Source organism: Ruminococcus sp. AM42-11 (assembly GCF_003480145.1).
Classification (GTDB): Bacteria; Bacillota; Clostridia; order Lachnospirales; family Lachnospiraceae; genus Blautia_A; species Blautia_A faecis.
In genome coordinates this window covers 276,882-301,404 of record NZ_QUIO01000001.1, presented here as the reverse complement: position 1 = coordinate 301,404, position 24,523 = coordinate 276,882, and the positions used below count along the sequence as shown (strand labels likewise).

At 43.9% G+C, this 24,523-nt stretch carries 25 protein-coding genes and 2 pseudogenes; 20 read left to right on the top strand and 7 right to left on the bottom strand.

Features of this window, described 5'->3' with window-relative positions:
• Nucleotides 1-10: 10 nt before the first annotated feature.
• Entirely contained in the window at nucleotides 11-1,558 is a 1,548-nt protein-coding gene (locus DW904_RS01275) for a response regulator (protein ID WP_118577744.1), read from the bottom strand.
• A 319-nt stretch (nucleotides 1,559-1,877) separates the two neighbouring features.
• On the opposite strand from DW904_RS01275, the gene DW904_RS01270 reads away from it, so the two are divergent.
• The 4 genes from DW904_RS01270 to DW904_RS01255 all read left to right on the top strand — a co-directional run bounded on the left by DW904_RS01270 (nucleotide 1,878) and on the right by DW904_RS01255 (nucleotide 6,573).
• Nucleotides 1,878-3,389 (top strand): sugar ABC transporter ATP-binding protein, encoded by a 1,512-nt coding sequence (locus tag DW904_RS01270; RefSeq protein ID WP_118577743.1) that lies wholly within the window; start codon nucleotides 1,878-1,880, stop codon nucleotides 3,387-3,389.
• Nucleotides 3,389-4,384 (top strand): ABC transporter permease, encoded by a 996-nt coding sequence (locus tag DW904_RS01265; protein ID WP_118577742.1) that lies wholly within the window; start codon nucleotides 3,389-3,391, stop codon nucleotides 4,382-4,384. The genes DW904_RS01270 and DW904_RS01265 overlap by 1 nt, the downstream gene beginning before the upstream one ends.
• Nucleotides 4,385-4,386: 2 nt before the next feature.
• Nucleotides 4,387-5,391: an ABC transporter permease gene (locus DW904_RS01260; RefSeq protein ID WP_118577741.1), complete on the top strand. Its 1,005-nt coding sequence runs from the start codon at nucleotides 4,387-4,389 to the stop codon at nucleotides 5,389-5,391.
• A gap of 159 nt (nucleotides 5,392-5,550) precedes the next feature.
• On the top strand, nucleotides 5,551-6,573 hold the full coding sequence (locus tag DW904_RS01255) for a substrate-binding domain-containing protein (protein ID WP_118577740.1): 1,023 nt from the start codon (nucleotides 5,551-5,553) through the stop codon (nucleotides 6,571-6,573).
• A 213-nt stretch (nucleotides 6,574-6,786) separates the two neighbouring features.
• Here DW904_RS01255 and DW904_RS01250 read toward each other — a convergent pair whose 3' ends face one another.
• Nucleotides 6,787-7,170 carry a DUF3783 domain-containing protein gene (locus tag DW904_RS01250; protein ID WP_118577739.1) on the bottom strand — a complete coding sequence of 128 codons (384 nt, stop codon included), beginning with the start codon at nucleotides 7,168-7,170 and terminating at the stop codon, nucleotides 6,787-6,789.
• A 117-nt stretch (nucleotides 7,171-7,287) separates the two neighbouring features.
• Between DW904_RS01250 and DW904_RS01245 the strand changes: the two genes are divergently transcribed.
• The 6 genes from DW904_RS01245 (at nucleotide 7,288) to DW904_RS01225 (ending at nucleotide 12,261) form a co-directional block, all read left to right on the top strand.
• Complete coding sequence (locus DW904_RS01245; protein ID WP_118577738.1) at nucleotides 7,288-8,220, top strand: AraC family transcriptional regulator; 933 nt, start codon at nucleotides 7,288-7,290, stop codon at nucleotides 8,218-8,220.
• 1 nt (nucleotide 8,221) lies between these two features.
• On the top strand, nucleotides 8,222-8,734 hold the full coding sequence (locus DW904_RS01240; RefSeq protein WP_118577737.1) for a hypothetical protein: 513 nt from the start codon (nucleotides 8,222-8,224) through the stop codon (nucleotides 8,732-8,734).
• Nucleotides 8,735-9,022: 288 nt separating this feature from the next.
• Nucleotides 9,023-9,214, top strand: a complete 192-nt coding sequence (locus tag DW904_RS23405) for a hypothetical protein (RefSeq protein WP_243110246.1) — start codon at nucleotides 9,023-9,025, stop codon at nucleotides 9,212-9,214.
• A gap of 2 nt (nucleotides 9,215-9,216) precedes the next feature.
• Complete coding sequence (locus DW904_RS01235) at nucleotides 9,217-10,308, top strand: extracellular solute-binding protein (protein ID WP_347561989.1); 1,092 nt, start codon at nucleotides 9,217-9,219, stop codon at nucleotides 10,306-10,308.
• Nucleotides 10,309-10,541: 233 nt separating this feature from the next.
• Nucleotides 10,542-11,441: a sugar ABC transporter permease gene (locus tag DW904_RS01230; RefSeq protein WP_118577736.1), complete on the top strand. Its 900-nt coding sequence runs from the start codon at nucleotides 10,542-10,544 to the stop codon at nucleotides 11,439-11,441.
• A gap of 91 nt (nucleotides 11,442-11,532) precedes the next feature.
• A complete protein-coding gene (locus tag DW904_RS01225; RefSeq protein ID WP_243243594.1) occupies nucleotides 11,533-12,261 on the top strand; it encodes a carbohydrate ABC transporter permease in 729 nt (242 codons plus the stop codon).
• Nucleotides 12,262-12,380: 119 nt separating this feature from the next.
• Here the strand turns inward: DW904_RS01225 and DW904_RS24825 are convergent.
• Nucleotides 12,381-12,494: pseudogene (locus tag DW904_RS24825) on the bottom strand (DUF6783 domain-containing protein); the annotation flags it as partial.
• On the opposite strand from DW904_RS24825, the gene DW904_RS24820 reads away from it, so the two are divergent.
• The 8 genes from DW904_RS24820 to DW904_RS01195 all read left to right on the top strand — a co-directional run bounded on the left by DW904_RS24820 (nucleotide 12,444) and on the right by DW904_RS01195 (nucleotide 21,504).
• A complete protein-coding gene (locus tag DW904_RS24820) occupies nucleotides 12,444-12,593 on the top strand; it encodes a DUF6783 domain-containing protein (protein WP_347561988.1) in 150 nt (49 codons plus the stop codon). The pseudogene DW904_RS24825 and the gene DW904_RS24820 overlap by 51 nt on opposite strands.
• A gap of 95 nt (nucleotides 12,594-12,688) precedes the next feature.
• Nucleotides 12,689-13,114 (top strand): hypothetical protein, encoded by a 426-nt coding sequence (locus DW904_RS23400; protein WP_243110245.1) that lies wholly within the window; start codon nucleotides 12,689-12,691, stop codon nucleotides 13,112-13,114.
• Complete coding sequence (locus DW904_RS01220; protein WP_347561987.1) at nucleotides 13,045-14,085, top strand: trypsin-like peptidase domain-containing protein; 1,041 nt, start codon at nucleotides 13,045-13,047, stop codon at nucleotides 14,083-14,085. Before DW904_RS23400 ends, DW904_RS01220 begins: the two co-directional genes overlap by 70 nt.
• A gap of 359 nt (nucleotides 14,086-14,444) precedes the next feature.
• A complete protein-coding gene (locus DW904_RS01215) occupies nucleotides 14,445-15,173 on the top strand; it encodes an HAD family hydrolase (protein WP_118577735.1) in 729 nt (242 codons plus the stop codon).
• A gap of 3 nt (nucleotides 15,174-15,176) precedes the next feature.
• Entirely contained in the window at nucleotides 15,177-17,189 is a 2,013-nt protein-coding gene (locus tag DW904_RS01210; protein WP_118577734.1) for a diguanylate cyclase, read from the top strand.
• Between the two features lie 121 nt (nucleotides 17,190-17,310).
• A complete protein-coding gene (locus DW904_RS01205) occupies nucleotides 17,311-18,897 on the top strand; it encodes a sensor histidine kinase (protein ID WP_118577733.1) in 1,587 nt (528 codons plus the stop codon).
• Entirely contained in the window at nucleotides 18,894-19,925 is a 1,032-nt protein-coding gene (locus DW904_RS01200) for an ABC transporter substrate-binding protein (protein WP_118577732.1), read from the top strand. Before DW904_RS01205 ends, DW904_RS01200 begins: the two co-directional genes overlap by 4 nt.
• Nucleotides 19,900-21,504: a response regulator gene (locus DW904_RS01195; protein WP_118577731.1), complete on the top strand. Its 1,605-nt coding sequence runs from the start codon at nucleotides 19,900-19,902 to the stop codon at nucleotides 21,502-21,504. The genes DW904_RS01200 and DW904_RS01195 overlap by 26 nt, the downstream gene beginning before the upstream one ends.
• A gap of 131 nt (nucleotides 21,505-21,635) precedes the next feature.
• Here the strand turns inward: DW904_RS01195 and DW904_RS01190 are convergent, their stop codons facing one another.
• The 3 genes from DW904_RS01190 to DW904_RS24815 are packed head-to-tail and all read right to left on the bottom strand — an operon-like array spanning nucleotide 21,636 to nucleotide 22,818.
• Nucleotides 21,636-22,040 carry a hypothetical protein gene (locus DW904_RS01190; RefSeq protein WP_243110244.1) on the bottom strand — a complete coding sequence of 135 codons (405 nt, stop codon included), beginning with the start codon at nucleotides 22,038-22,040 and terminating at the stop codon, nucleotides 21,636-21,638.
• Nucleotides 21,974-22,660 carry a GntR family transcriptional regulator gene (locus DW904_RS01185; RefSeq protein WP_118577729.1) on the bottom strand — a complete coding sequence of 229 codons (687 nt, stop codon included), beginning with the start codon at nucleotides 22,658-22,660 and terminating at the stop codon, nucleotides 21,974-21,976. The genes DW904_RS01190 and DW904_RS01185 overlap by 67 nt, the downstream gene beginning before the upstream one ends.
• Nucleotides 22,661-22,665: 5 nt before the next feature.
• Nucleotides 22,666-22,818 (bottom strand): DUF6783 domain-containing protein, encoded by a 153-nt coding sequence (locus DW904_RS24815; RefSeq protein WP_320054993.1) that lies wholly within the window; start codon nucleotides 22,816-22,818, stop codon nucleotides 22,666-22,668.
• Between DW904_RS24815 and DW904_RS24810 the strand changes: the two are divergent.
• Nucleotides 22,756-22,917 (top strand): annotated as a pseudogene (locus DW904_RS24810) (DUF6783 domain-containing protein); the annotation flags it as partial. The gene DW904_RS24815 and the pseudogene DW904_RS24810 sit on opposite strands and share 63 nt — an antisense overlap.
• On the opposite strand, the gene DW904_RS01175 reads toward DW904_RS24810, so the two are convergent.
• Nucleotides 22,918-23,127 carry a hypothetical protein gene (locus DW904_RS01175; RefSeq protein ID WP_118577727.1) on the bottom strand — a complete coding sequence of 70 codons (210 nt, stop codon included), beginning with the start codon at nucleotides 23,125-23,127 and terminating at the stop codon, nucleotides 22,918-22,920.
• A gap of 288 nt (nucleotides 23,128-23,415) precedes the next feature.
• On the opposite strand from DW904_RS01175, the gene DW904_RS01170 reads away from it, so the two are divergent.
• Entirely contained in the window at nucleotides 23,416-24,399 is a 984-nt protein-coding gene (locus tag DW904_RS01170) for an ABC transporter substrate-binding protein (RefSeq protein ID WP_118577726.1), read from the top strand.
• Nucleotides 24,400-24,523 lie beyond the last annotated feature (124 nt).

Sequence of the window (24,523 nt, the reverse complement as noted above, 5' to 3'; positions counted from 1 at the left end):
GTACAGGAAACTAACTCATTTTCTCCCGATATTCAGAAGGTGAAAAACCTGTATACTTCTTAAAACTTTTACCGAAATAATTTCCGTCACTGTATCCCACTCGCGAGGAAATATCCGTAATTTTATACCTGGGGTCAGACAGCAGCTGCTTTGCCTTTTCCATTCTGTACTCTGTGAGGTACTGATTTAAAGTCTGACCGGTTTCATTTTTGAAGAAGGTACACACATACGAGGTTGATAAAAATACATGATCACTGATATCTTTCACAGATAAGGTCTCGTTCATATATTTCTGTCCGATGTAATCCTTGATCAGAAAAATAGTAGAATTTTCTTCTTCTGTGCTGGCTGCTGTCTGGAAAAAAAATTCTGTCTTTTTTACCAGCTTCTGGTGCATCTCATTATAGGAAAAAATCTTCTCCAATGTGTCTATTAAATTTTCCTGGGTATCGGATAAGGTTAGCTTCAGCTGACGCGCAGCATTATCCAAAGCACGGAATAATTTGTAATAGAGATCCTTGGCCTGGTTAGGCAGAATATTCTGATTCTGGTTATAATACAGGAACAGATTGTCAAGGAAAGCTTTTGCTTTTTCCTTATTTTTTTCAGTGAGAAGAGTGAAAAATTCATTCTCCGGACTGGCAGAAAGCTCTGCTGTTGTTTCAGAAACAGGTGCCTGATAAAAAGGAGACAGAAAGGTACCTGTGGGGAAAAAGAAGCTGCTCTGCAGGGAAATAACTGCAGAAGTATAGGACTGATAAGCTTTGGAAATGCCTGTAACAGTGTCTCCGGCTGCGATGCAGAATCTGGTGCAGCGGGAATACAGACTACAGAAAAATTCTTCAATGCTTTTTCGAACGGTAGCTCCAGGAGAGGAACCAAACAAAAAGTAAACCATATACTGTACACGCTTTTCTGCAAAAATACAATCTATATGGAAGGTTTTTAAAAATTCCCGGACGGACAGAAATATGGCGTTTGCTTCTGAAAGAGGAAACTCCTCCTCGGTATCGGTCTTAAGCACGATTGCAGTAAAGGGAGTGGTATTGCTGATGGATAGAGACAGCTCATCTATGAGCTGGTCAATACTTTCCTTCGCATGGGCGAAAGGCTGGGTGAGAAGAAGAGCCAGGCGGGAAGCGCTTTCCATGGAATGGATGGACGCATTTTGCCGGGTACGTTTTTTTTCCAGGCAAAGATCACGGGCTTCCACAATGGCATCCCGGATTTCCGCAGGGTTCAGAGGCTTTTCTATATAATTGACGGCTTTTAGCTTGATGGCAGCCTTTAGATATTCTTTATCCGAATATCCGCTCATAAAAACAGGAACAATATCAGGAAGAATTTCTTCCAGCTGCTCCAGCATTGCGATTCCATCCAGACGGGGCATACGTACATCGCATAGCACAATGTCCGGTCTGTGTACTCTGGCCATTTCAATTCCGTTTATTCCATCATCTGCCTGAAGCACCTCCCGGATTCCGATGGATTGCCAGTCGATGGAAGAAATTACACCGGTGCGGGTAAGCTCTTCGTCGTCTACGATCAGTAATTTCATAATGAATCTCCGTTATAGGGACTCTGGAAACTACAGGAGTCCCATGCTTAGTGAAATAACAGTAACTGTGAAAAAATGAACAGTTTGCTGTAAGTTTATAAAAACAAATTGATAAAAAGTGCCACATTCATCATACCACAATTATATCTAAAATACGAGAGTAAAAGCACCTTGCTTTGTGGAATATTTTAAGATCAGTGGAAAATTTTACCCATTAAGTGGAAAATATTTTACCCTGTTTCAAAATATTTTCCCATTTTCAAACAAAGTGCACAGGTGGTAGAATAATAACAGATCAAGAAAGGGAGGAGAAAAAGCCGTGTCTGAATATGTTCTTGAATTAAAAGGCATTACGAAAATTTTCCCCGGCGTTAAAGCACTGAACAATGTACAGTTCCAGTTAAAACCTGGCGAAGTTCACGCACTGATGGGCGAAAACGGTGCAGGTAAATCTACCTTCATTAAAGTAATTACCGGTGTACATAAAGCAGAAGAAGGCGAAATGTACCTGTTTGGAGAAAAAGTGGATTTCAAAGGTCCGAAGGATGCACAGGAAGCAGGAATTGCAGCTGTTTACCAGCACCCCACATCCTATCCACATTTAACAGTGGCTGAAAATATTTTTATGGGACATGAGATCAAGAAGAATCACATGATCCAGTGGAAGGCCATGAACGAGGAGGCAAACAAGCTTCTGAAGCAGCTGAATGCAGATTTCGATTCCACAGCAGAAATGGGAACCTTAAGTGTTGCCCAGCAGCAGATGGTTGAGATCGCAAAGGCATTGTCCACAAATGCAAAGATTGTTATCCTGGATGAGCCTACCGCTTCTCTTACAAAGAGAGAATCCGAGGAGCTTTACAGAATCGTAGATCAGTTGAAAGAAAAAGGCGTTTCCATTATCTTCATTTCCCATCGTTTTGAGGATATGTACCGCCTGGCAAGCAGAGTTACTGTTTTCCGTGACTCTCAGTATATTGGTACCTATGATGTAGACGGAATCACCAATGCAGACCTGATTAAAGCCATGGTTGGCCGTGAGATCAAGGATCTGTTCCCGAAACCGGAGGTTAAGATTGGTGATGAGATGCTTCGTATCGAGCACTTATCCCGTACCGGATATTTCAAAGATGTTTCCTTCAATGTACGCGCTGGTGAGATCGTAGGTCTTACAGGTCTGGTTGGTGCAGGACGTACAGAAGTTGTAGAGAGCGTCTGTGGAATCACAAATCCAGATGAAGGTAAGGTTTATCTGGAGGGAAAAGAAGTACATATCAAACAGCCATCTGACGCAATGAAAGAAGGAATTATCCTTCTTCCGGAGGATCGTCAGAAGGAAGGTCTGATCATGAGCTGGGGACTTGGAAGAAACGTAACACTTCCGACTATCAGCAAATATGCGAAGAACGGCTTCAATGACGAGAAGACAGAAAGAGATCTTTCCAAGAGACTTCTGGAAGAGGTTGATACCAAGGCAGTTGATATTTTCCAGCCTGCAAGCTCTCTGTCCGGTGGTAACCAGCAGAAGGTTGTAGTTGCCAAGGCTCTTAGCCAGGAGATGAAGGTTGTTATCATGGATGAGCCGACGAAAGGTGTTGACGTTGGTGCCAAGGCTGAGATTTATGCGATCATGGGTGATCTTGCAAAGAAGGGTTACGCAATTATCCTGATTTCCTCTGAAATGCCTGAAATCCTTGGAATGTCTGACCGAATCGTTGTAATGTGCAACGGACGTAAGACTGGTGAGCTGGGAAGAGGCGAAGCAACTCAGGAGATGATCCTTGAGCTGGCAATGGAGAAAGGTACAACCGGAAAGGGGGCAGCTAAATAATGGAAAAGAAATCTTTCATGAAAAAGCTGACAGGTTCCCGTGAAGCACTGCTTGCAGTGATCCTGGTTTTGCTTTTCGTAGTAATCACAATCATCAGCCCGTCATTCCTTACATTCAAGTCTCTGACGGATATGCTGAAAAACAATGCTGTAACAATGGTAATGTCACTTGGTATGCTGTGTGTTATGCTGGTAGGTGGAATTGATATTTCCATCATGTCTACTCTGGCACTGACTGGTATGTCAATTGGTATGCTTCTGAAATATGAACACATTTCCAGTACTTTCCTGGCATTTGTGATCGCGCTGGCAATCGGAATCGCATGTGGTTTCCTGGTAGGTCTTGTAATCTCCAGAGCAGATGTACCTCCGATCATTGCAACAATGGGCTTCATGTACATCTACCGTGCAATGGGATATCTGGTTTCCCACAATGGTGAGTGGGCAAGTGCAGCAGCCCTTGGTGAATTTAAAAATTTTGCAACAACAAAATTCCTGGGAATGAGCCTTGTAATCTGGGTGATCATCCTTTGCTATGTGATCTTCTTCGTATTCATGAAATGGACTACCATCGGAAGAAGAATCTATGCAGTAGGAAGTAACCCGAGCGCAGCTGAAGTTTCCGGTATTAATGTAAAGAATATTAAGCTTCTTGTTTACACTATCATGGGTCTTCTTGCCGGTCTTGGCGGAGCCCTTCAGGTTTCTATTTACGCTTCTGCAATGCCTGATATGCAGCAGGGCGGTGAGATGGACGTTATCGCGGCCTGCGTTATCGGTGGTGTAAGCATGAGTGGTGGACGTGGTACAGTACTTGGTGCTCTTCTAGGATCTCTGATCCTTGCAACCATCGCAAAAGCACTTCCGCTGATCCCATTCTTCGATCAGCTGTGGCTGAATACCATCAAGGGTGTTATCATTCTTGTAGTAGTTGTTGTAAACATTGTTTTACAGCGTACAGCTGACAAAAATGCATTAAAGGGAAGGGAGATGTAATCATGGCTGGAAAATCTGGAAGAAGTATTAACAACGTGCCGAAAAGCCCTGTGAAACAGATGATCTTCAGCTGGGAAGGCATTCTGGTACTCCTGTTTATTGCAGTAAATATTTTCTGTGCAAACTTTTCCGAGTTCTATAATCTGAAGAGTCTGCTCCGTCAGATGCCTGTTTATCTGGCAGAAATCTTCTTAATGCTGCCGATGGCATACATTCTGGTACTTGGTGAGATTGATATTTCCGTTGGATCTATCGTGTGTCTCTCCGCAACAATGGCTTGTATCGTGGCAAACACAGGAGCTCCATTCATCGTGGTAATCCTTGCCACACTTCTGGTTGGATCCCTTTGCGGCGCTGTAAACGCATTTGTCCTTACCAGATTTGAAGAACTGCCTCCAATGATCGTAACACTTGCAACACAGATCATTTTCAGAGGTATTGCAGAGATCGTTCTTGGAAGTGGTGGAAGTATTTCCGTAACAAACACAGAAGGCTTTGCTGCACTTGGCGGAAAAGTAGGACGTGTTCCTTACATTCTTTTCCTGGTTCTGATCCTTGGAATCATCGCAGCAGTTATCCTTGGAAAATGTACCTTCGGACGCAGAGTATATGCAATCGGTACCAACCGTCTTGCAGCTTACTACTCCGGAATCCATGTACAGAAGATCCGTTTCGTGATCTACACTCTGATGGGAACCATCTCTGGACTGTGTGCACTGTTCCTGATGTCTTCCTCATTCGGTGCAAATACCACAACTGGTAACGGATTTGAGATGGATGCCATTGCAATGGCAGTATTCGGAGGAATCTCCTCCACAGGTGGTAAAGGTAATATCGCAGGCGGTCTGATTTCCGCATTTATCATCGTCTGCCTTCGTGTTGGTCTTGGACAGAGAAATATCCATCCGCAGGTTATCCTGCTGATCATTGGTGTTCTTCTGATCGGTGCAGTTGCACTTCCAAATATCATTAAAGAAATTCAGAAAAAAGCAAAAACAGCAAAATAAAATTCCTTAACAACTAACTCATATTTTTTATAAGCTTGTAAACTGCTTCGCAGAAGGCGGAGCAGTTGCAAATAAAAACTGTAACTGTCGGCTGTTTCACTGATGGTGGAATGCTGAACCGTTACCAAAAACTATATTATTCCATGGGAGGAAAAAAACATGAACAAAAAAATCGTAAGCGCACTTCTTTGTGGAGCAATGATCCTTGGATCCGCAGTTCCGGCTATGGCTGGTTCCGCTGACGGAAAGAAAATCGCACTGGTTGGTAAATCCGCTGGTAACGCATTCTTCGAAATCGCTGCAAAATCTTTCGTAGAGACAGCTGAGGCAGAGGGTGCTACCGTTGATACTGTTTACCCAGAGGCAGCTACAGCAGATGCTCAGATCAAAGTTCTTGACAACCTGATCTCTCAGGACTACGATGCAATTTGCATCTCCGCAAACGACGTAAACGCTCTTCAGGCTAAATTACAGGAAGCTATGGATGAAGGAATCAAGATCTCCTGCTTCGACTCTGCTACAAACCCAGACAGCCGTCAGATCTTCGTCAACCAGGCTGGTACTGTTGCTGTAGGACAGGCTCTTCTTGATGCTTGCCTTGATATCTCCGGTGGAGAGGGACAGTTCGCAATTCTTTCCGCTACTTCTCAGGCTGCAAACCAGAACGCATGGATCGACGCTATGAAGAAGATTATGGAAGAGGATGACAAATATTCCAAGCTTGAGCTTGTAGAAGTTGCATATGGCGATGACGAGCCACAGAAATCCACAGACCAGACAGCAGCTCTTCTTGAGAAATATCCGGATCTGAAAGTTATCTGCGCACCTACAACAGTTGGTATCGCTGCAGCTGCTAAATACCTTCAGGACAACGGATCTGCTTGCAAACTGACAGGTCTTGGACTTCCATCTGAGATGCTTGAGTACACAGGTGCTGATGATGAGCATTCCTGCCCATACTTCTATCTGTGGGATATGCAGGGTCTTGGAAAGCTTTCAGCTCTGACAACAATCGCTCTGATCAACGACGAGATCACAGGTGCTGTTGATGAAACCTTCACAGCTGGTGACCTTGGTGACTACACAATCACAGCAGCTGATGACGGTGGTACAGAAGTAGTTCTTGGCGCTCCGCTTGAGTTCAACCCAGACAACATCGAAGAGATGGCTAAACTGTACTAATCAGACCGTTTAAGATTAGATGTTAATAAAGAAAAGGCCCTGCCGAGTGCAGGGCCTTTTCGCGTCCTGGATTTTCAGATACGCTCTAAAGTGTGTCTGAAAAATTATTTCCGCAATCTGCACGCACACTTTGCGGTACATTTTGCCCGAATTCGGTTGCCGTAGCCCGCTGCGGCGCCTTCATCCAGACAAGAAAGCAGATCTTGATTTGGCTTATTTGTGTGAATACATCTCCGTATGTTCTTTCATAAGCTCATCATGCAGCTTCAAAGAATCCCAGTGAACCGTAACCGGTGTAAGCATAGCTTTTAAGTTCACTGGCAGCAGGCCATTTTCCTTAAAGAAAGCCAGAAATTCATCCAGCTGCTCACTGGAAAAATCCTTCAGCACCATCATTTCTTCCTGAAAATTTTTTCCAAGGTTAAATACCGGATTCTTAGAAAACCCAGGAATCTCGAAAAGAAATCCGAGACTTTCCAGGTACTCTGGCTGCTGTACCATGCGGACAGAGATTCTGTGTCGGTTCAAATATCTACGGATCTGGTGAAGACGATCCTCATCTTTAAAATTATATAATAAAATCTGGGTTTGGGACATAAGTATCCTCCTTTTTGCGTTTATCTAAAAAGAGAATAGCAGAAAAATTCCCTTTTTACAAGGAAAGTGTGGTATGATAAAAAAAACTATATTTTTAATTTTGTTATAGGAGACTACATGGCAAAAAAACGAAAAATGAAAATGGAATTCCGCTATTACCAGATGCAGGATGGAATCCCCATTCTGGCACTTCTTGGTGAAAAGTGGGTGCAGAATTATGGAAGGGATGTGGATTACCTTCACTTTCATAACTATCTGGAGATCGGTTTCTGCTACAGTGGCGAAGGAGAGCTGGTGTTAGGAGAAGAGCCTGTACGCTTTGCAGGGCGGGAATTTACCATTATTCCACCAAACTTTCCCCATACGACCACCAGCGATGTGGGAAATATCAGCAAATGGGAATATCTGTTTATCGATGTGGAAGGTTTTCTCCAGGTGGCAGCAGGAACGCCCCTCAGGGCAGAAAAAATGATCCAGCGTATTTATTCAAAAGCACTTTGCCTGAAAGAATCAGAATATAAAAGCCTTTCCAACAAAATAATCAAGATACTGGAAATCATGCGTGCCAGTGATGAGTTTTACCTGGAAGAAGCAAATGGGATATTATTGGCACTGCTTGCGGAAGTGGCAAGAATGAACCGTTCCTCTGCTGAAGAAAATATTGAGGAAAAAGGAAAGATCACCAATATGATCTCCAGGGCCATCGACTATATTTCACAATGTTATATGGAGGATATCCGAATTGGTGATCTGGCAAAAGCCTGTCATATCAGTGAGACTCATTTTCGCAGGGTGTTTACCTCCTATATGCACATGAGCCCTCTGGAATATATTAACAAAGTAAGGATTCAGACTGCCTGCGAGATCCTGAAAAAGACAGATGAGTCTATCGCAGATATTGCCTACAAATGCGGTTTTACAACCAATTCCACATTTAACCGGAACTTTCGCCAGCTGATGGGAATGTCGCCGGCAGAGTGGCGGAAACGCCCGGAAAATTACGAACAGCAGCTCTTGAAATTTGATATTCATTCAGAGGAGGGATGGTAGAATGTACGATTATAAAATAGTAGAACAGGTGACCAGAAAGAAAAAAAAGCTTTCCGGAGTATTAAAAAAGACCATGGTATTTTTTGCCGTAGTGTTTGTGGTTATGGGAATTACCATATCCCAGGCCTTTATGCTGGCTGGTTTTTGCCTGGCAGGTCTTTATTTTATTTACGGGATCTTTTGTCAGCGGGATTATGAATACATAATGGAAAATGAACAGCTTACCATAGATGTGATTTATGGAAACAAATACCGTAAGACAGCCCATGAGCTGGATCTCCGGCAGCTGGAGGTGGTAGCCCCTCACTGGCATGATTCAGTGGCCAAGTACAAAAAGAACGGTGGAACAGAGCACTTAAAGAAGTACGATTATACTTCCTATGAAGAAGATACTCCCTATTACACAATGATCATTAAGGAAGACGGACGTAAGATCAAATTACTTCTGGATCTTACAGAAGAAATGCTCCATACCCTGAAAACCAGGTATCCTCAGAAAGTCTTTTTTGCATAGAAATAAAATAAAAGAATGTGAATAGTTCACAAAATATACATATAAAGTTTGTGAAAAAGTACAGAAAATCAAATAAAACATGTGTACATTAGTGAAAAAAAACCACACGCTTCGTGAACATGACGAAAAATTGTGAAAAAATGAACGAAACATGAAAAAGAAAAAAAACGAGCATAATGGTTGAAAATGCACATTATATGGGCGGTATTGCATACATCACCCCATATGCGGATGGTATAATACATTCATAAGAAATACAGAGAAACAATTTTAAGGGAGGATATTTCTATGAAGAAAAAAGTACTTACCGTATTACTTACAGGTGCAATGGTAGCTTCCATGGCAGCAGGAGCAACAGTTGTATCTGCAGAGGACAACGACAACACATTAACCGTATGGGCATGGGACCAGAACTTCAATATCAAGTCCATGCAGATCGCAGCTGACCAGTATGCAGCAGATCATGAAGCTTTTCAGTAGATATCATCGAGACATCTTCTGATGACTGCCAGACCAAGCTTACTACAGCAGCTAACGCTGGTGATTACAGCACACTTCCGGATATCGTTCTCATGCAGGATAACAGCTATCAGAAATTCCTGAAAGCTTATCCGGATGCTTTCACAGATCTGAAAGATATGAATATTAACTGGGATGATTTCGGAGCTCTGAAACAGTCCTATTCCATGGTAGATGATACACATTACGGTGTTCCGTTTGATAACGGTGCTGTTATCGCCTGCTACCGTACCGATATCCTTGAAGAAGCAGGATATACACTGGATGACCTTACAGACATCACATGGTCCAAATTCGAAGAAATCGGTAAAGATATTCACGAGAAGACCGGCAAATACCTTCTTACAAGCGAAGCAACAGGCGGAGATACCCTTATGATGATGATCCAGTCCTGTGGTGCGAACTTCGTTAACGAAGACGGCGAAGCTTACATTGTTGGCAATGAGACCGCTGAGAAATGTATCGACCTTTACACAGAGCTGGTTCAGAACGACGTTGTGAAGCTTGTAAACAACTGGGATGAGTACATTGCAACCATCACAAGCGGTGAGGCTGCTGGTATTGTAAATGGTAACTGGATCACAGCTACTCTGATGTCCACTGAGGATCAGAAAGGCTTATGGGGAATCACCACAATGCCTAAGGTTGACGGTGTTGACACAGCTACAAATTATGCAAACAACGGTGGATCTTCCTGGTATATTACCTCTAACTGCAAGAACGTAGAGCTTGCTGAGGACTTCCTTGCAAGCACATTTGGCTCCAGCACAGACTTCTATGATGCAATCCTTCCTGAGACAGGTGCTATCTCCTGCTATCTGCCAGCTGGTGAGTCTGATGTTTACAACGAGCCAAACGAGTTCTTTGGCGGACAGCCGATTTTCTCAACAATCGTAGAGTACTCTTCTCATATTCCGGAGTTCACAAAGACTCCATATCACTATGAGGCAAGAGAGTGCGTAAACACAGCTGTTGTTAATATCGTAAACGGAACAGCTAAGGAAGACGCTCTTCAGGAAGCACAGGATACACTGGCATTCAAGATGACTGAGTAATCCTTTCCGGGACAAGTAATTGAAATTAAATAGGGATTAATTATTAGGAGGCGGGGGACTGCTAAGTAGTCCTCCGTTTTCTGTTCAAAGAAAATGCCTGTTACTCCATACAGGCGCCTATCTAACAGTTGTACGGCTGAGCAAAAGGAAGTCACATAAAAACATTTTGCTCACTGGTACAGCTGTTAGATGGAAAAGTTGCAGTATATATAGGCTTGAAAGGAGGAGTTCCTGTGAATTCCAAGAAAAAAGGTATGACACTGGCTGCGAAGCAGAAAGCTGCCGGATGGATATTCCTGGCACCAGCTTCTATCATGATCGCCATCATGAGCTTTTATCCAATGATCCGGGCATTTATCATTTCCCTGCAGACAGGTGCCGGCGCAAATATGCGTTTTGCAGATCCAATCTTCAGTAACTACAAACGTATCCTTGCAGATAAAGTGTTCCAGCAGTCCATTGGCAACACATTCCTGTATCTGATCATTCAGGTTCCGATCATGCTGATTCTTGCAATTCTGCTTGCACAGCTTCTGAACAACAAAGACCTGAAGTTCAAAGGTTTTTTCCGTACATGTGTATTTCTTCCATGTGCAACTTCCCTGGTTTCCTATTCTCTGATCTTCCGTTCCATGTTTGCAACAGACGGTCTGATCAACAGTGTTCTGATGAAAATGGGAATTCTCTCCACAGGATATAATTTCCTTGGAAATTCCACCAGCGCAAAGATTGTTATTATCATCGCCCTGATCTGGAGATGGACCGGATACAACATGGTATTCTATCTGGCAGGACTTCAGAATATTGAATATTCTGTTTATGAGGCAGCGAAAATCGATGGTGCAAACGGATGGAAAACCTTCTGGAAGATCACAGTACCGCTTCTGAAGCCGACTATTATCATGACCTTCATCATGTCCATCAACGGTACCTTACAGCTGTTTGATGAGTCCATGAACCTGACAAAGGGTGGTCCTGCAAACTCAACCATCACAATGTCACATTATGTTTACAATACCTGTTTTGTCAACGTGCCGAACTTCGGATATGCAGCAGCAATGTCCTTTATTATCTTTATTATGGTAGCAGTTCTGGCATTTATCAACTTGAAAGTAGGTGATACTCGTGACTAAGAAAAACAAATCCGCAATCCAGAGAAGATTGATTCCTACATACATTTTTCTGATCATTGTATCATTTTTCTCCGTTTTCCCGCTGTACTGGATGATTTCAGCAGCTACGAATACTTCCACGGATGTATCACGCGGACGTATTATTCCGGGAAGCTATTTCATGGAGAACTTTAAGAACCTGACATCCCAGCAGCCACTTTGGAGAGCACTTGGAAACTCCTTCTTCTATGCAATCCTGACTACAGTGATCTGCCTTCTGATCTGTTCCATCGCCGGATACGGATTCGAAGTATATCATGACAAAGGAAAAGACAAATTGTTTTCCATTCTCCTTCTTGCCATGATGGTTCCTCAGGTTGCTACTATGGTTCCGTTGTTTAAGATGTTCTCAAAAGCGAAGCTTCTGAATACATCCATCGGATTTATCCTTCCGATCATTTCCACACCATTTATGATCATGATGTTCCGACAGAATGCAAGAGCTTTTCCAGTAGATATTATCGAAGCAGCACGAATTGACGGCTTAAGCGAAGTGAGAATCTTTTTCCAGATGTTTATTCCAACCATGAAATCCACCTACGCGGCAGCCGCTGTTATTACCTTTATGAATGCCTGGAATGCATACCTGTGGCCGAAGGTAATTATGACAGATAACAAAGCCATCACAATGCCAATGCTGATCGCCAACCTGATCACAGGCTATGTAACCGATTACGGTATGCTGATGTGCGGCGTATTATTCTGTTCCATTCCGACCATGGTTGTATTCTTTGTTCTGCAGAAGCAGTTTGCAGAAGGTATCACCGGTGCGGTGAAATAAGTTTGAAAATCTAAGGGTGCTGCGATTTATTTGCGGCGCCCTTTTTTCTGAATATAGATACGCAATCTATGGACGATTTTTATATATTGTTCTGTAAAAATTCCATGGAAATAGAAAGTTTATATTACTATAATAAAACTAGAACGTGTTTGAAAAAGGCTTTCTGCAAGATGTGCGTCACAATTTGTGGGAGATTTCGCTCGGATGAGGGCGCCGTAGCGGGCTACGGCAACCGAATTCGGGTGAAATCTCCCGCAAAGTGGGGCGTGCAGATTGCGGGAATGATTTTTCAAACACGCTCTAATATTAAAAGGCGGAATTTAACAATTTAAACACATTTTTCCCACAAAGAGAACACAAATTGTCTATATACTGTGAACTATCAAATGAAAAGAACATAAAGGAGTTTCTAAAGGAGGCTTTTATCATGAAGAATAGAAATGAAGAATTAAAGAGAAAACTTAAAAAGGCAGCAAGCATTAGTCTTTGTGCAGTACTGGCAGGTGGTCTTGCAGCAGGAACATATACAGGAGTTAACTATCTGACAGGCTATGAGCAGAGCGTACAGGCAGCAAGCGAAGATAAGGTTGAGCTGCTGAAATCCGAGAAGAAATCGGATGATTCCAAGGATGACAGCAAAGATGAGAGCACAGCAAAGGGTAGCCTTGATGTATCTGATATTGTAGAAGAGGCAATGCCAAGTATCGTTTCCATTACAACCAAATCTGTAGAAGAGGTTCAGAACTACTACGGAATGTTTGGTCAGTACGGTGCTTATTCACCATCCAGGAACAGGAGGTTCAGGGAAGCGGTTCCGGTATTATCATTGGTAAGAACGATTCCGAGCTTCTGATCGCGACCAATTATCATGTAGTAGAAGGTGCGGAGACCTTATCTGTTGGCTTCTGTGACAGCACAGCATGTAAGGCCAAGGTAAAAGGTTATGACAGTGAGAAGGATCTTGCAGTTGTAGCAGTTTCCCTGGATGATATTGACAGCGATACAATGGATGCCATTACGATCGCAACCATCGGTAATTCCGATGACCTGAAGGTTGGCGCACAGGTTGTTGCAATTGGTAACGCACTTGGTTATGGACAGTCCGTAACAACTGGTATTGTAAGTGCCAAGAACCGTCAGCTGAATTCTGATGATACAGTTGGTGATTATGACAGCGACAGCAATTCCGCTACAAACCTGATCCAGACAGATGCAGCAATCAACCCAGGCAACAGTGGTGGAGCTCTTCTGAACATGAACGGTGAGGTTGTTGGTATCAACTCTGCAAAGCTTGCTTCCACAGAGGTTGAGGGTATCGGTTATGCAATCGCAATTTCTGATGTAACAGATACTCTGGAGAGCCTGATGAATGAGGAGACCAGAGATAAAGTTGATAACCACGGTGTTCTGGGAATCACAGTTCAGAGTGTTGACAGTGAAGTAAGTGAAGCATACGGTGTTCCGGAAGGCGTTCTTGTAAGAGACGTAACAGAAGGCGGTGCAGCTGATAAGGCTGGCATTGAGGCAAAGACTATCATCACCAAATTTGCAGGCAAGGTTGTTACAACCAAGGAACAGCTGGTTGATTTCCTTTCCTACTACGAGCCTGGTGAGGATGTAGAGCTTACCATTGAAGTTCCGGATGGAAAAGGTTACAAAGAAGATACAGTAACTGTAACTCTTGGCGAGAACACAAATACACAGAGCACAGATTCCAAGGACAACGGTGACGGTCAGGGAAGCAGTCAGGATGATAATCTTCTGGAAGACTGGGAGAATAACGAAGGCGGCTCAGGTCTCCAGTACGGCGAGGGCTGGAATTAAACACTTGGGCGAATACGCTCTAGTAAGGCATACAGATTGCCGGAATGCTTTTTAGACACGCTCTAAGGCAGGAGAACCGGGATTGATTCAGCCACGGAAATGTAAATAATAGAATGAGAGAGGTTCATCTGTAAAAAAGGTGGACCTCTTTTTTTCGGGCAAACTCTCCCACAAAGCGGGGCGTGCCGATTGAGAAACTGATTTTCAAACATACTATGCTTTGAAATAGTTAGAAAACACATAGAAAATTGAATAACAGATTGCGTAACCTACATTAAAAAGGTATAATTATTTTATTGTCGGCAGACTGCGGCATAATATTTTTAAGAATTATACGAACAAGGAAAAGAGTCAGTAAAATGAACAACGAAAGATTTCTGGTTTTCGATATAGATGATACCTTATATAGCCAGATGGAGCCGTTGCTTACAGCCTGTGAGTTCAGTCTGGGCAGGAAGCTTCCGGATCCGGAGCTGTTTTACCGGATCTTCGGGAAAAGAAGCGCTGAAATGTTTCTGTTCAGCGAGAGTGGACAGGTTTCCATTCATGAATCCCGGATTTACAGAATTGAAAATACTATGAAAGACCTGGGAATTCCCTTTACCAGAGAGCAGGCAGAGCTCTTCCAGAAGAGATATAAAGAGAATCAGTCCCATCTTCATGTTTCAGGGGTAATGACACAACTGCTGGACGAATGCGAAGCTGCCGGAGTGAAAATGGGCGTGATTACCAACGGACCTTTTTCCCATCAGGTTCAGAAGTTTCACACACTGGGACTTGATAAATGGTTTACAGAGGATCAGCTGATCGTGTCTGCAGGTGTGGGCGTGGTCAAGCCGGATGTGAAGATATTCCGCATGGCAGAAGAAAAATGGGGAATGAAGCCGGAGAATACTTTTATGATCGGGGATTCTCTGGAGAATGACATTGCAGGTGCAAAAAATGCCGGATGGAAGACCATCTGGATGAACCATCACCGTTATACGGTTCCGGAAGGTATGGAAAAACCAGATTATATTGCATATACAGAGGAAGAGTTGAGAAAGCTTATTGTCCAAATATGCTTTACAACGAAGAAGGATGGATAAAGTATGGTATCAGATTACAAAATCACCATGGAGCAGGCAGAATACGAGATGGTCTGTTACCGTAGGGTTTTTAACTTTGTAAGGCTTCTTGACCAGGAAAAACTGGAGAAATTGAATGCAGAAGGTCTGTTGGCAGCAGAGGGCGGACAGACAAAAAAAGCAGATTTGTGCATAGGACATTTTTGCCAGGGCTGTGTGGCAATGGAAGCCTTTTTACGGAAGGCAGAGCTGTGCAAGCTGGAATTTATTGGAGATGACATTTATCAGATCATGGCTAAATATCTGGAAATTGACGGTAATCCTTATGTAATGGAGCTTTTGAAGAAAATGGACAAAAGCAGCCTGATCGACCGGAAAGATCATGAGCGCCTGATCAGCAGCCTTACCGGATATAACGAGAGACTGTATCAGGATGTTCTTACGAAGGCATACAACAGACGTTATTATGAAGAAGAATTGAAGTCCAAGATGGGACCGGCTGGAATTGCCATGATCGATCTGGACGATTTTAAGCTTTATAACGACACATATGGACATAATGCCGGGGATATGGCACTGACTGTTGTTGCAGAAACCATATGCAAGCATATCCGCAAGGATGATATTCTGATCCGCTATGGAGGGGATGAGTTTCTTCTGGTGCTTCCCGGAGTAACAGAAGTGAAATTTGCCGGAAGACTGCAGGAAATCCATGATAAGATCCATCTGGCTACTGTGCCGGGATATGCCGGGATTCAGCTTTCTGTGAGTATTGGAGGAACAATTGCCGGGGTCGATGAAACGCTGGGAAGTGTGGTAGGAAGAGCTGACCGCTTTATGTACCAGGCGAAAACCCGTAAGAATCTGGTGGTAACCGAGTCTAATGAGATAAAAGATGGAAATGCAGACGGCGCAGAGGTTAATCGTGATGAGCTGAAACAGCAGATTCTGATCGTGGATGATGCTGAGCTGAACCGTGATATTCTTGCGGAGATTCTGCACCATGATTTTAAGACTATGGAAGTAAGCAGTGGGGAGGAATGTCTCTCCGTGCTTCGGGAGTATGGTGCAGGAATCTCACTGGTGTTGCTTGATATTGTAATGCCTGGCATGGACGGCTTTGCAGTTCTTGAGGCGATGAACCGGAACCATTGGATTGAGGACATTCCGGTCATCATGATCTCCAGTGAGGAGACAGAATCATATATACGCCGGGCGTATGAAATGGGAGTTTCAGACTATATCAGCCGCCCGTTTGATGCCAAGGTTGTTTACCGGCGTGTATATAATACTATTAAATTATACGCAAAACAGAGGCGTCTAATCACACTTGTAACGGATCAAATTCGAGAAAAAGAAAAAAATAGTCAAATTTTGATAGATATTCTCAGCCATATCGTAGAATTTCGTAATGGAGAGAGCGGTCAGCACGTTCAGCACATAAAGATGTTGACCGGATTTCTGCTGGACAGACTGATGCAGAAAACAGACAAATATGATCTGAAATGGTCTGACCAGTACATGATCACAATAGCATCTGCCCTTCACGATATTGGTAAAGTGGGAATAGATGAGAAGATTTTGAATAAACCAGGCAGACTGACAAATGAAGAGTTTGAGGAAATGAAAAAGCATACCCTGATCGGTGCTTCCATGCTGAAGAGTCTTGGGGTATATCAGGATGAGGAGCTTGTGAAGGTGGCTTACCAGATCTGCAGATGGCACCACGAGCGCTATGACGGCAAGGGCTATCCGGATGGTCTGAAGGGGGAAGAAATTCCGATTGCAGCCCAGGTGGTTTCTGTTGCGGATGTATATGATGCACTGACAAGTGAGCGCGTATATAAGAAAGCATTTTCCCATGAGAAGGCTATGGAGATGATTCTGGCTGGTGAGTGCGGAACCTTCAATCCGCTGCTTCTGGAGTGTTTGCAGGATATTCAAGGCAATATCCAGGTGGAAATGAAGAGAGCAGCAGAACAGCCTATGCTTGTGCAGAATTCTTATGTGGGGAAGATGATTGAGACGGTGCAGTAGGCATGGACTATTATAATGTATTATATTGCGGTATTGTTCGGCGAAGGGTTTTTGGGAAAGATCGTGAACAGCAGCATTTGCAGGTCGGGGGACCTGCGGGAGTGGGGGTAAGTTTTACTTTATGAAAAAGAAAATTCTTACACTGGCGGCAGTGGTAACACTGCCGTTTATTCTTCTTGTGATGTATCTTCTTGCCTCGATGGCAAGCTACAGCAATACCTACGATGAGATCGTAAGCAACATGACTGTAGCGAACAATTACAATCTGAATTTCAAAGAAGAGATGGACGAGAGCCTGTATAAGCTGGTTGTTGGCTACGTCACTCTGGATACCATCGAAACAGACAAAAGTCTTAAGAATCCATATACTTTAATAGATGAATTACGCAGCGAGTTTACCAGACTGACAGCCATTACCACAGAATCTGAGAGCAAGCTGTGGCTGGAGAGCCTTCTTCGCAATATCGATACCCTGGAAAAAAGGGTGGACGATATTGTGGACAGCATTTCTGCCGGTGGCAGATATAATGAGAATATTGAGAAGCTGGACAACAATATTTACATTCTGACAGAATTGATCCAGGACGATATTCAGTATTATATTTATTATCAGACACGTTATATGGACAAGGTCACGGATACCCTGCAGGATCAGATCAGGCGGTTTATGGTGGTGTGCAGTGTGCTGATCGGCGTGCTGATCATTGTGGTTGCAGTCAGCGCGGTGATGATCGTTTCCGGTATTATACAGCCTATCAGTCAGCTGAACCAGGCTACGGAGAAAATCGCTCAGGGTGATTTTAATGCCAGAGCCCAGGCGGATTCCGAGGATGAGGTGGCTGAGCTTGCAGTGAGCTTTAACAAAATGGCAGGAAGCATGCAGTCTCTGATCGATAAGGTAAAGGAAGACGAGCGGAAAATGCGAAAAGCAGATCTGCGCCTTCTTCAGGAGCAGATCCAGCCTCATTTTCTTTATAATACGCTGGACACCATTGTGTGGCTGATCGAGTCCAATGAGCCGGACGAAGCGGTGACCATGGTTGTTACACTGTCGGACTTTTTCCGTGAGATCCTCAGCAAAGGGAAGGAATTTATCTCCATTAAGGAAGAAGAGAAGCATATCAGCAGTTATCTCCAGATCCAGGAAATGCGTTACCGGGATATTCTGGAATATGACATTCAGCTGGATCAGGTAATTTATAAATATCAGATTCTGAAGCTGACTCTTCAGCCGGTGGTGGAGAATGCACTTTACCATGGAATCAAGTATAAACGTGCTAAGGGATGTATTCACATTCATGGGGAAAAAGAGGGAGATATTATCCGTCTGACTGTCCGGGATGATGGTGTGGGCATGGATGAGGATGAGCTTGAACAGCTTCGTCAGCAGATCGAGAAGCCCTGCCAGGAGACGGAGAAGGGCTTTGGCCTGGCAAATGTAAATGAGCGTATCCACATGTATTTCGGACCGGAGTATGGAATGAAGATCCAGTCACAGAAGGGTAAGGGAACTACAGTGGAGATTGTAATTCCGGCTCTTCTGGAAGCTCCGGTTGAGAAAACAGGGAATGATACAGCAAAAGTAGTTGAAGTCGGCAACAGCGTGAATTCTGACGCAAATAAAAAAATAAAAAATAATCCGAAACAGCAGAATGCCAATAAGATAATTGAGGGTGGACGGCCACAGCAGGAGGAGACAGGCGTATGAGACAGTTTATAAGAAAAAACATCTGGGCTGTAGCACCGGTTGTGTTTGTGCTTGTGGCACTGGTTCTTCTGGGAAGTCCTTTGAGCAGCAGTAAAGTGCAGGAAACTCCTGCGGAGGACGACAATCTGATCGTAGTAGGTGTTTCCCAGGTGGGAAGCGAATCTGTATGGCGAAGTGCCCACACTCAGTCCATTCAGGACGCTTTCACCAGGGCAAACGGCTACATGCTGATTTTTGACAATGCCAGACAGAAACAGGCCAATCAGATCAAGGCCATCCGAAGCTTTATTTCCCAGCAGGTGGATTATATCGTACTTTCTCCTATTGAGGAATCTGGCTGGGACACTGTGCTTCAGGAGGCGAAGGATGCCGGGATTCCGGTAATTCTCATAGACCGTAAGGTTTCTGTGGATGATGACTCCCTCTATGCTTCCTGGGTTGGTTCCGATTTTGTCTGCGAAGGACAGGATGCCGGTTACTGGCTTGAGGATTACATGAAAAAGCAGGGCAGGGAAGATGACGAAGTTAACATCGTAGTGCTGAAAGGAACCAAAGGCGCCTCCGCGACCATCGGCAGAACTCGTGGATTCAATGAAGTGGCAAAGGTGCAGCGCAATTGGAACATTTTGCAGCAGGTAGACGGAGAATTTACCACAGCAAAAGGAAAAGAAGAGATGGCAAGGCTTCTGGATCAGTATGAGGACATAGATGTGGTGGTTTCACAGAACGATGACATGACTTTTGGTGCTCTTGAAGCCATCAGAGAAGCAGGAAAAACTGCAGGAGTGGACGGCGATATTACGGTAATTTCCTTTGATGCAGTGGATGCGGGCGTGGAGCTGGTGAGAAACGGGGAGATCAACATTGATGTCCAGTGTAATCCTGACCAGGGAAAATACGTGGAGCAGATCATTCAGGATATGGAAGATGGCAAAGAAATAGAGAAAGCATATTATGTTCCGGAGCGGGTGTATACCCAGGAGAACGTTGGGGAGGAAGAAAATGTTACGGAAGGTATTTCTGGTTGAAGATGAGACGGTGATCCGCGAAGGGCTCAGAGACAGGATTCCCTGGGATCAGTTCGGATACCGTTTTGTAGGGGAAGCAGCAGATGGGGAAATGGCTTTGCCCCTGATCCGTAAGACGAAGCCGGATGTATTGATCACGGATATTAAAATGCCTTTTATGGATGGGCTTTCCTTAAGTAAAATTGTGAGCAAAGAATTTCCGCGGATGAAGATTATTATTATCAGTGGTTATGATGATTTTGAATATGCAAGACAGGCAATTGAAGTTGGTGTTGACCAGTATCTGCTGAAGCCGGTTACCAGAATGAAGCTGAAAAATGTACTTCTTGAACTGAAAGATAAGATCGAGCAGGATCAGGAGCAGGAGGACTACCGCACCCAGTTTCAGAATGAGATCCAGGAGTATGAGCAGTTTTCCAGACGGCGTTTTATGGAAAAAATTCTGGAGGGGGAGCTGTCGGTTAAGGAGATTTATGATGAGGCAGAGCGTCAGTCTATAGAAATTACGGCAGCAGGATATAATCTGCTTTTCCTGTATTTACAGGAGAAAAATAAGGACAAGATGGCAGGTTTTCTTCGGAAACAGGATGAAGTGCTTCATTATTTTCTCCGCTATCCCCAGTATCTGCTTTTCCGCTGGAATGTAAACAGTTACGGAGTTCTGGTAAAGGGGGAATTGTCCCGGCTTCCGGAGCTGACAGATAATTGCGTGGAGTATGTGAAGCGGACCTGCGAAGGGGAAGAGCAGATGGACTGGTATGTAGCTGTAGGAAAACCAGTGGAGAGATTGAGCTTGCTTTCCCAGTGTTATCAGAGTGTGAATCATTATTTTGCATATCGTTTTATGGTGCCGGGACTGCATGTGCTTACAGAAGATACTTTGGAGAGTTATGTAAATTCGCAGGGAGAGAACCGGCTGGCAGCAGTGGATTCTTCACAGCTGAATCCGGAGATCATCAAGGATTTTCTTACAAAAGGAAGCAGCAGTGAGATCCAGGAGTTCGTTCAGGGATATCTGGGTGGAATGAGTAAGGCACTGGAGTCCAGAATGTTCCGGGATTATGTGGTGCTTCATATTCGGTTTACAACTATTATGTATCTGGAATCCATTGGTGTGGAAAAAGAGGGTTATACAGAACGGATCGAGGGAAAATATCAGGATACCAGTATCAAGGCATCGCAGGTGGCAGGGTATTGTGTGGACATTCTTCAGAGTGCCATTGATATCAGGGATGAGAAGAATGAGTCTCAGGGCAACAGCGCCATGAGGAAAGTGCTGGATTATATTGATGAGAATTACTATAAAGAGACCATTTCCCTGAATGAAGTAGCGGATGCGGTGAATATGAGTGCCAACTATTTAAGCGCAATTTTCAGCCAGAATATGCAGAAGACGTTTGTAGAGTATATTACCTGCAAACGTGTTGACAGAGCGAAAAAACTCCTGCGCGAGACGGACAAGTCGTCCGGAGAGATCGCACAGGAGGTGGGATATAAGGATCCCCATTATTTCAGTTATGTGTTTAAGAAAAAATCCGGGTGCAGCCCAAGGGAATATCGGAGTAAGGGGACTGCATGATATTTAAAATTAATTATGCGATTTCGGCAGTGATAACTGCCATGGGACTTCCTGCGAAGAGACAGGGAGTCCTTTTAATTTGTTTATGCTCATTTGGGCGGCCAGAGTACCAGGCTGGTGTGTCTGGTGTGTCAGTGTTGTGGCGCGGAGCAGACAGATGTGGTAAGGTAGCTGGTATTGAAGGCGGCTAGTGCTATTGTGGTTTCGAAACTATGGTCGGCGGAAGTAGTCTTGAATCCAGTGCTTTGAAGAGAGGATGAAAGGGAAGCATGAGTTGCTATCTTTTTCTCCTGTCCAAGCGACAGCTCTTCCCATAATAGCCATGCAATAAAGTCATCCTCACAAATAAACGCAGTGCAGTCGGGGGTGATCCGTTCCAGAAATTTTTTCAGGAAGCTGATATCCTGGCTCTGACGGAAATCATCCAGTTCCTGTGTGGTGTACCAGCAGATGTTGCGGTCTGGTACAGTCAGCCCCTGATTTTGCATAGCATCCAGAAATCCCTGGTAGCGTTCAAGTCCCCGCTGATCGTCCATCTGGAAAATACCGGCGATAGAAGAGTGGCCTTTTTCCACAAGACTTTGCACCAGAAGACCAGCCCCATATAGATTATCTCATAGATTACTGGAATCTGAGACAACTGGGGATAAGCACATTCCAGGAACAAAATGGAAGTTCCCCTTTGTATCAGCCTTTGATAAAGCTCTGTATTAGGTGATGGTAAGGCGCTTTTTACAGGCTCCACAATAAGTGCCCGCAGCGGACTTTTCAAAAGAAACTGAAGGATTTGCCGTTCCTGGTCCACATGATTGTGAGTGGGGTAAACCTTGCAGGAAAATCCCTCCGTAGCCAGCGCCACACGAATATCATTTATCAGTGCAGGATATTCATATTGCTGTTCATCGGGAATCAGAATTCCAACTATATTCCGGTCTTCCAGGCTGGAAAGTCCGGTAATGTAAGCTCCGCTCCCTTTAATGCGGCGGATTTCCCGCTCATCTTCAAGAACCGCCAGCGCAGCCCGGACCGTTTGTCGGCTGACACGGTATCTGACAGCCAGCTCCTGTTCGGTGGGAAGCTTGTTGATTCCATTTTGAATAGAATCTGAAATGATTTCTCTTAGCTGTTCAACCAGCCATTTATATTTGATCGCCATATATTTTAGTTCCTCTTTCTTAGGTTAGAGCGTGTTTGAAAAAGCATTCCTGCAATCTGTACGCCCCACTTTGCGGTATATTTTGCCCGAATTCGGTTGTCGTAGCCCGCTACGACGCCCTCCTCCGGACAAAATCTCCCACAAATTGTGACGCACATCTTGCAGAAAGCCTTTTCCAAACACGCTCTAGAGCGTGTCTGAAAAAGTATTCCCGCAATCTGTCGCGCCACTCTGGTTTTTTTATTTTGCTGGGATAGTTATTTCATAAAATTTTCACATGAATTATTTATGATTTCCCAATAAATCTTCTGCTTTTTCACTTCTAAAACCCAAAATATTATACCTTTTTTCAAATGATCAAACCTTTTTTTCCAGCTTAGACAGTTTGCCAAATCGAAAAACATAGAAAAAGGTGTAATATTTTTCACAAAATCATAAGAAAACAAACTTTCTAAATGAGAAATCATAAAATATCACCCCTTTTCCTGCCTGAAGTCCATTATAATATAAATTTGTCTGTATTTCACTATGAAAACCAACAAATTTGTATTGTTTGAACTGACGAAACAACCAAAAGACGGGAAAACAATATTGAAATTTATGTTGATTTTCGCTAAATTATAGACATCAAGAAGAACACGGATTCAAGAACGGACGGAAAGCTGAGACAGCAAACGGATCAGTGTTGAACGAGAAACCAATGGCAGGCGCGACCTGCAAAAGTATTTTTCTAAAAGAAAGAGAGGAACAATCACATGAAAAAGAAATTAGCAGTTATGGCACTCGCAGCAGCAACACTCAGCATGATGGCTATGCCGGTTTATGCTGACGATCTGGTAACCGTTGGATACGCACAGGTAGGACATGAGTCAGACTGGCGTACAGCAAACACCCAGAACTATCAGGATGTTTTCTCAGAAGATGCTGGATACAGCCTTGATCTTGTAGACTGCGACAATGACAATGCTGCACAGCTTGAAGCAGTTCGTACATTCATTAGTAAAGATATGGATTACATCGTAATCGCTCCGATCCAGTCCGCTGGCTGGGACACCGTTCTTCAGGAAGCACAGGATGCTGGAATCCCTGTAATCATCGCAGACCGTGAGATCGAAGCAAGCGACGATTTATATGATGCATGGGTTGGAACAAACACAACAAACGAAGGTATTACAGCTGGTAACTGGTTAGCTGAGTACCTTGGCGATAAAGACGCTAACATTCTTGTAATCGAAGGTTCCGTAGGAGCTTCCGCAGCACTCGGACGTACAGAAGGATTCAATCAGGTAGCTGGCGAGCATGATAACTGGAAGATTCTTGATTCTCAGTCTGGTGATTTTACACAGGCTGGTGGTCAGGAAGTTATGGAATCCTTCATCAAATCCTATGAGGGACAGTTCAATGTAGTTGTCTGCCAGAACGATAACGAAGCATACGGCGCAATGGATGCAATGGATGCAGCAGGTATCACCTACGGTGTTGATGGCGATGTAACTCTTATTTCCTTCGATGCAACACACGATGGACTTCAGTACACATTAGACGGAAAGATCAACTGCAACGTTGAGTGTAACCCGATCCAGGCTGAGGTTGTTAAGGGCGTAATCGAAAAAATGCAGGCAGGCGAAGAATTTGAGAAGACAACACTTGTTGAGGATCAGGCATTCGTAGCACCTGGAATCGAGAGCGAATATGCAACAACTATGACTGATGAAGTTCTGGCTGGACGTGCTTACTAATCAGAAAAATCAATCGGAGAGTGTGAAAACAGCAGAGCTGTGAAACAATCCGTAAACATCGAAATTGGTTATCAGCAAGCAGCTGAAAAACGATAAAGATGAACGAATAGGGGAGGAAAGTCCC